Origin of the sequence: Providencia sp., from assembly GCF_003533305.1 — a bacterium.
Classification (GTDB): domain Bacteria; phylum Pseudomonadota; class Gammaproteobacteria; order Enterobacterales; family Enterobacteriaceae; genus Providencia.
In genome coordinates, this window is sequence record NZ_DOEH01000018.1 from 216,136 (window position 1) to 224,050 (window position 7,915).

Here is a 7,915-nt window from a genome sequence, read left to right on the forward strand (position 1 = left end):
GATAGACAATGTAAAAAACTTAGGATTTTTGGCTTTTTTGCCACCAAGAAACAATGTAATCCGCGATTTGCTCTGGATTGTTGATATCTAATTGAGGTACATGAGTGTCAATAATTTCATTACTGGCGACGGCAACAACATATTGGTCAATCAACCCATTGAGTGGCTTGCCTACCTCAGAGCGGAATAAGGCAATTTTATCGATCGTTTCGTGTTTGAATCCTTCGACTAAAATAAGATCTAATGAATCTGGATCAAATCGATTGGCTAAATAACGTAGATCCATTTCATTGTTATCAGGGGTTTCAGTCATTAGTGCCCAGCGCTGTTGACTGGCAACCAAGGTCTGATTTGCGCCCGCTTTGCGTAATTCGTAACTATCTTTACCCGGTTTATCCACTTCCATATCGTGATGAGTGTGTTTGATTAAACCGACACGAACATGACGTTGTTTCAATAACGGAATAATTTGCTTTAATAAGGTGGTTTTACCGGTGCCACTATAGGCCGTAATACCGAGAAGAGGTAGTGTGTTCTGGTTCATAATTGTTTTTGTTGTAACTCCCAATGACGGCTATCTTCCGGTGTATTTAAATTAGCAAACGATCCGGTTTCAGAAGAAAATAGGATCTTTTTAGCCTCCACCTCTTGCATAAACAGCATTAATTTACGATCGCCTCTAGCGAGATAGCTATCCAGTTGTTTTTGTAACGAGCGGTGAAGTAACGCAAATGTAGGATGCTCGCGTTCATTATCGCATGCATAACAAGCTAAATTATCTTCTTTTTCAGCAAACATTTTGGCAGCTAAATCAGTCGGAAAATCGGGCACGTCGCAAGGAACAAACAGTAACCAGTCTGTTTTCGCTTGATGTAGCGCCGCTTGCATACCTGCTAAAGGACCTGAAAAATCATTATTAATATCTGAAAAAACCGTTAACTGACTTTGGCGATAGCATTCTTGATTACGGTTTGCATTAATAATTATTTGTTCAACTTGTGATTCTAATCGATTAATTATGTGTTGATACAAAGGCTTACCAAGTAAAGGAATTAGACCTTTATCTTGTCCCCCCATACGGGTGCCTCGCCCACCAGCGAGTATGACGCCAGTTATTGACTCACTAAATGACATATTCAATATCCTTGAATATCTTCAATAAAATGTTTCAACATACGAGAAAACATTTTTAGTTATAGTAATTGCTAAAATTTATTCTATTTTCCTATAAAATCAATGAATATTCACATGAATTAAAGCTAAACTTTACTTAGATTGACAACAGTTCGCTTTTTCTCTTGTATGATTATTGATAACTTGTACCCAATATTCGTGATAAAGGAATAAACATGAAATGCCATCGCTTAAATGAAGTGATTGAGCTTCTGCAACCCGTTTGGAAAGATAATTCGGATCTTAACTTAGTTGAATTATTGCAGAAACTTGCGGATGAAGCAGGTTTTAAAGGCGATTTATCTGATCTTACCGATGATGTATTAATTTATCATCTAAAAATGCGTGGAACAGATAGCAACGAAGCGATCCCTGGTCTGAAAAAAGATTATGAAGATGATTTTAAAACTGCGCTGTTACGAGCTCGCGGCATTATTAAAGATTAAGTCATGAAAGAGACAGTAGAGCACTCAAATTTCCATTTTCGTGGAATATCGCCAGACTTGATCTTAGATGCGCTAATGGAAGTCGGGATTTACCCAGAGTCAGGGCTAACAGAACTCAATAGCTATGAAAATAGGGTTTACCAGTTTCAGGACGAAAATCGACAACGATTTGTGGTGAAATTTTATCGCCCAGAACGTTGGAATCGTTCTCAAATTCAAGAGGAACATGATTTTACGCTTGAATTACGGGATGAGGATTTATCGGTTGCGGCGCCTCTCGAATTTGCAGGACAAACCGTTTTAGAATTTGGTGGATTTATGTTTGCTGTTTTTCCGAGTATCGGAGGACGCCAATATGAAACGGATAATTTATATCAGTTAGAAAGTGTTGGGCATCTGTTAGGCCGAGTTCATCAAATCGGTAAAAAAAGAAACTTTGCATTTCGACCTACCATGGGTGTTGATGAATATCTTTCCCAACCTCGGGATATTATTGTTGCTAGCCCGCTGATTACAGCTCGCTGGAAGGATAAATTTATCGAATCGCTAGATGCGCTGATTGCACAAGTAAAACTGCAATGGCCAAACTCGCATTCATTTATGCGCTTACAGGGTGATTGTCATCCGGGTAATATTTTATGGCGTGATGAAGCTTGGCTGGTGGATTTTGATGATGCACGTAATGGTCCAGCAGTTCAGGACTTATGGATGTTGTTAAATGGCTCACGCCAAGATCAAATTATGCAGTTAGATACGTTATTAGAAACTTATAATGAGTTTTGTGATTTTGATGTCAAAGAACTAAAGCTTATTGAACCGCTAAGAGCCATGCGCATGGTGCATTATCTCGGATGGATCATTCGTCGTTGGCAAGATCCTGCCTTTCCAAGAGCGTTTTCATGGCTACAAGCTGATGATTTTTGGCAAAAGCAATCAAACGAATTTGTTCAGCAAATTGCGCGATTGCAGGAAGCCCCTTTGCAGTTGACCCCTCAATTTTAATTAAAAAGTTTTATTTTTGGAGAGCGTAGTATATGAAAAAAATTATGTTGGCTTTGATTGGTATTGCCATGTCTTTTGGTGTATCTGCTGCAAATTACACGGAAGGTAAAGAATACACAGATGTAAAAGCATCAGTGCAAAATTTACCTCAAGTTCTTGAGTTTTTCTCTTTCTATTGCCCACATTGCTACCAGTTTGAAAGCGTTTATAAAGTGCCACAAACTGTTGCAAAAAATTTACCTGAAGGCGTGAAAATGGAACGTTATCACGTTGATTTTCTAGGTCCTCTAGGTGCAGAGCTGACTCAAGCATGGGCAGTCGCTATTGTTTTAAAAGCTGAAGATAAAGTGACTCCAATTCTGTTTGAAGGTATTCAAAAAACACAATCAATCAACAGTCCTGCGGATATTCGTAATGCATTTATTAAAGCGGGTATTTCTGGTGAAGAGTATGACGCAGCACTCAATAGCTTTGTGGTTAAATCTGTTGTTGCTAAGCAACAAAATGCAGCACAAGATTTAAAATTGCGCGGCGTGCCTGCAATTTTTGTTGATGGCAAATACCAAGTTCGTAATAACGGTATTGCTGTAGATGACGCGGCTAATTATGGCAAAGAGTTTTCAAGCGTTGTGAACTTCTTAGTGAATAAAAAATAGTGCAAAAATAGTGTGGTAAGTTAAATTTAGATGGCGGTGCTTATACCGCCATCGTTTCATTATTCTGCTATTCAATATCAATATCCACAATAACGCTGATCCCATTTATATGCGCTAAATCAATTAATCTTTATCTAAGTCATTGATTTTATTTTCTTGTTTAACTTGTTGTAAACTCTTTAGTTGTTGAATTTAATCAATAACATAAATTTACCCACATACTTATCCACAGATTAATACACATCTGAAAAGGTGACGCAGAGTGATTAATGGGGCAACTAGTCGTTTCGATAGTTTACTTTTATTCGCTAATTCGCGTTTCTTTTTGACTCTCTGAGTGTATCTGAAGCCACATTGTGGCATCCTATTGTCATTCGTTCCCGATAAAAAGATGATGACAGACTATGGCTCAGATTGCAGAAAATCCCCTTATTTTGGTAGATGGCTCCTCTTACCTATACCGTGCTTATCATGCATTTCCACCACTAACAAATAGTGCTGGCGAGCCTACCGGCGCAATGTATGGCGTGCTCAATATGCTTCGTAGCCTAATCATGCAATATAAACCAAGCCATGTTGCGGTTGTCTTTGATGCGAAGGGAAAAACATTTCGTGATGAGTTGTTTGAAAGTTATAAATCACACCGTCCTCCAATGCCCGATGATTTACGTGAGCAAATCGCACCACTTCATGAAATGGTGGAAGCGATGGGATTGCCGCTATTAGTTGTTTCTGGGGTTGAAGCGGATGATGTGATCGGTACTTTAGCGCGTGAAGCTAGTCGAAAAGGTATGTCTGTTCTGATAAGTACAGGCGATAAAGATATGGCGCAGTTAGTAGAGCCTAACATCACGCTTATCAATACGATGAATAACACCATCCTAGGGCCTGATGAGGTCAAAGAGAAATATGGTGTACCACCAGAGCTAATTATTGATTTCCTTGCGCTAATGGGGGATTCATCAGATAACATTCCTGGCGTTCCCGGTGTGGGTGAGAAAACAGCGCTCGCACTCCTTCAAGGGATCGGCAATTTAGAATCTATTTATAACGATCTTGATGCTATTGCGCCTTTGGGTTTCAGAGGATCGAAGACGTTAGCGCCAAAAATGGCTGAAAATCGTGAATTAGCTTTTTTATCTTACCAATTGGCAACTATCAAAACAGATGTTGAGCTGGATAAATGTTGTGAAGAATTACAAGTCACCCCGCCTGATGTAGACAAACTTCACCAATTATTTGGTCGCTATGAATTCAAACGCTGGTTAGTAGATGTAGAAAATGGCACTTGGATGGATGGCAAAGGGGGAGGAGGGAAACCGCCTGCTCGCAGTCCGGCTGATATTAAAACTACCACAACGCCGACGCCGGTTATGCCAACGCTCAGTGCAGAAAATTATCAAACTATTCTTGAAAAAGCCGATTTTGACCGTTGGATTGAAAAATTAAGTTCCGCGTCATTATTTGCTTTTGATACCGAAACTGACAGCCTTGATACCCAAGAGGCGCGCCTTGTGGGGATGTCTTTTGCAATTGAAGTGGGACATGCAGCCTATTTACCGTTAAGTCATGACTATCTTGATGCACCAGTGCAATTGCCACTTGAAGATGTGCTTGCGGCAATGAAGCCACTTCTTGAGAGTGAAACTATTCTTAAAGTGGGCCAGAATCTAAAATATGACGCTGAAGTGTTGGAAAACTATGGTATTGAGCTCAAAGGAATAGCTTTTGATACCATGTTGGAATCTTATGTGCTTAATAGTGTGGCTGGCATGGGACGTCATGATATGGACAGCCTTGCAGATCGTCATCTTAATCACAAAACGGTGAGTTTTGAAGAAATAGCCGGTAAAGGTAAAAAACAACTGACATTTAATCAGATTGCATTAGAGGAAGCGGCAAATTATGCGGCGGAAGATGCTGATGTGACATTACTTTTGCATCAAGCGCTGTATCCTCAATTAGAAGCAGAGCCGAAGCTTTCTCATATATTTCACAATATCGAAATGCCGCTTGTGCCTGTATTAGTCAGAATGGAACGTAAAGGTGTTTTGATTGATGCTAACGTATTAGCGGCACAATCGAAGGTGATCACCGCACGTTTAGCGGAATTAGAAAAAGAGGCATTCGAATTAGCTGGGGAAGAGTTCAACCTTGCATCACCAAAGCAACTACAAGTTATTTTGTTTGAAAAGCTGCAATTACCAGTAGTTAAAAAAACGCCAAGCGGTGCCGCTTCAACTAATGAAGAGGTACTTGAAGAGTTAGCGGTCAACCATGCATTACCTAAATTGTTACTTGAGCATCGCAGCTTAGCGAAGCTGAAATCAACGTATACAGATAAGCTGCCATTGATGATAAACCCAAGAACGCAGCGTGTTCACACTTCTTATCATCAAGCGGTAACGGCCACGGGACGTTTATCTTCTCGTGATCCTAACTTGCAAAATATCCCCGTTAGAACCGAAGAAGGTCGTCGTATTCGCCAAGCATTTATAGCTCGTAAAGGTTATAAAGTGATGGCGGCGGACTATTCGCAAATCGAATTACGGATTATGGCGCATTTATCTCAAGATAAAGGGTTGTTAACGGCATTTGCAGAGGGTAAAGATATCCATAAGGCGACTGCTGCTGAGGTATTTGGTGTTCCTCTTGACGAGGTTACCAGTGACCAACGTCGTAGTGCAAAAGCGATTAACTTTGGCCTGATTTACGGCATGAGTGCTTTTGGCCTTGCTCGCCAACTCGGTATTGCTCGTGGTGAAGCGCAGCGCTATATGGATCTCTACTTTGAACGTTACCCGGGTGTATTGCGTTATATGGAAAACACCCGCTTGCAGGCTTCAGAGCAAGGCTACGTTGAAACACTTGAAGGTCGTAGACTCTATTTGGCAGATATTAAATCAAGTAACGGTATGCGCCGTAAGGCCGCAGAGCGCGAAGCGATTAATGCTCCGATGCAAGGGACTGCTGCGGATATCATCAAAAAAGCGATGATTGCGGTTGATACCTGGTTGCAAACAGAGAAACCTGATGTAGATATGCTAATGCAAGTTCACGATGAATTGGTATTTGAGGTGAAAGAATCTGAACTTGAGCAAGTACAAGCGAAGGTGAAGGCATTAATGGAAGCAAGTATGACGCTTGATGTCCCGTTAAGAGTGGATGTGGGTGTCGGCGATAATTGGGACGAAGCTCACTAGTTTTTATTTGCTCGTTATACTTCGATATTTACTCGTCATATTTCGAGCTGTAGCGGCGCGGCTACTCGGGTCACATACTTGTGTATGCTCCCCGAGTTGTCCTTGTTTGTCGCCTTGATACAACTCGAATTATTTAGAGTAAATGGAAGTTATGTTTACTATTATTCAATTTCTAATTTCCATCCCAGTGAATGTAATTATTTTTTCTCCACTGTATTTTCCTTTCTTATTCTTCTTAATGCTTAGATAAAACACTTGATTTTCCAATGAATATCAAAATGTCACATTACATATTTATGCGACGTGAATCTCATAAATATGTAATAAAAATACATTTTTTTGATATTTTTTCGTTTAAATTCTTGCTGAATCGTAATCAGCATTGAAAAAAAATTACAAAAAGGCTTTTTTTCGAGCTGAAAATAAAGTAGAGTAATTGACGTAGGGTACAGAGGTAAGATGTTCTATCTTTCAGACCTTTTACTTCACGTAATCGGATTTAGCTGAATATTAGCTGCTCCAGTCAAAGTTTTTGACTGGAGCATTTTTTTATCTAAAATTCAGTAGGTTCGCTAATTTGACCGTTGCACGCCAAATTGACGCACAAGGTAGGTGTCAGTATTAAACGGGGGTGCTATACCAGCTATCAAGTTTGATACGAAGTTTATCGATACCAATTTTTTTCAACGCAGAAAAATATTCGATTTCAATATCGCCACCTAATGGCGCTAATGCTTGACGAACATCGATCAATTGTTTTTTTCTTGCGCCAGAAGCCAGTTTATCCGCTTTAGTTAATAATACTAAAACAGGCACTTCCATCGTGACAGACCATTGAATCATTTGCATATCAAGGTCTTTAAGTGGATGACGGATATCCATCAATACAACTAATCCTTTAATACACTCTCTTTTTTGAAGATATTCACCCAGTGCATGCTGCCATTTGCGTTTCATTTCTTCAGGAACTTCGGCATAGCCATAGCCTGGAAGGTCAACAAGGCGAATACCTTCCTCAACCTCAAAAAGGTTGATTAGCTGAGTTCTTCCTGGCGTTTTACTGGTACGAGCCAAGCCTTTTTGTTGTGTTAGCGCATTTAAAGCGCTCGATTTTCCCGCATTTGAGCGGCCTGCAAAGGCAACTTCAATACCCGTATCTTTCGGAAGATGGCGAATATCGGGTGCGCTGATGACAAATTTTGCCATGTGGTAGTTATGGTTTTTAATGACCATGTGTCATTCTCCCTGAGTTAGCCTCAAAAGGCTGGAGGATTATAGCGCAAACTATCTCTTCGTCATACTTCGAACTGTCTCCCCCGTCATACTTCGAACTGTAGGGGTGTTGGCATCATTCAGCTATTCGAGTCACATACTATTGTATGCTCCTCGATATATCTTCATTCGCCGCCTACCTACAGTCCGAATTATTTAGGGG

7 protein-coding genes are annotated in these 7,915 nt (G+C 40.2%); 4 read left to right on the plus strand and 3 right to left on the minus strand.

The annotated features are described in order from the left end of the window. Positions 1 to 19: 19 nt before the first annotated feature. The gene (mobB, locus tag DD649_RS11615; protein ID WP_294107172.1) at positions 20 to 544 is read right to left on the minus strand and encodes a molybdopterin-guanine dinucleotide biosynthesis protein MobB; all 525 of its coding nucleotides are present in this window, start codon (positions 542 to 544) and stop codon (positions 20 to 22) included. Continuing rightward, on the minus strand, positions 541 to 1,134 hold the full coding sequence (mobA, locus tag DD649_RS11620) for a molybdenum cofactor guanylyltransferase MobA (protein ID WP_336430766.1): 594 nt from the start codon (positions 1,132 to 1,134) through the stop codon (positions 541 to 543). Before mobA ends, mobB begins: the two co-directional genes overlap by 4 nt. 215 nt (positions 1,135 to 1,349) lie before the next feature. Here mobA and DD649_RS11625 point away from each other — a divergent pair, with 215 nt between their 5' ends. The 4 genes from DD649_RS11625 to polA all read left to right on the plus strand — a co-directional run bounded on the left by DD649_RS11625 (position 1,350) and on the right by polA (position 6,480). After that, on the plus strand, positions 1,350 to 1,619 hold the full coding sequence (locus DD649_RS11625) for a YihD family protein (RefSeq protein ID WP_294107174.1): 270 nt from the start codon (positions 1,350 to 1,352) through the stop codon (positions 1,617 to 1,619). Positions 1,620 to 1,622: 3 nt separating this feature from the next. After that, a complete protein-coding gene (locus DD649_RS11630) occupies positions 1,623 to 2,621 on the plus strand; it encodes a serine/threonine protein kinase (RefSeq protein WP_294107175.1) in 999 nt (332 codons plus the stop codon). Between the two features lie 32 nt (positions 2,622 to 2,653). Continuing rightward, positions 2,654 to 3,277 carry a thiol:disulfide interchange protein DsbA gene (gene dsbA, locus DD649_RS11635; RefSeq protein ID WP_294107176.1) on the plus strand — a complete coding sequence of 208 codons (624 nt, stop codon included), beginning with the start codon at positions 2,654 to 2,656 and terminating at the stop codon, positions 3,275 to 3,277. Positions 3,278 to 3,681: 404 nt separating this feature from the next. Then, on the plus strand, positions 3,682 to 6,480 hold the full coding sequence (polA, locus tag DD649_RS11640; RefSeq protein ID WP_294107177.1) for a DNA polymerase I: 2,799 nt from the start codon (positions 3,682 to 3,684) through the stop codon (positions 6,478 to 6,480). A gap of 621 nt (positions 6,481 to 7,101) precedes the next feature. Here polA and yihA read toward each other — a convergent pair. Beyond that, entirely contained in the window at positions 7,102 to 7,713 is a 612-nt protein-coding gene (gene yihA / locus DD649_RS11645; protein ID WP_294107178.1) for a ribosome biogenesis GTP-binding protein YihA/YsxC, read from the minus strand. Positions 7,714 to 7,915 lie beyond the last annotated feature (202 nt).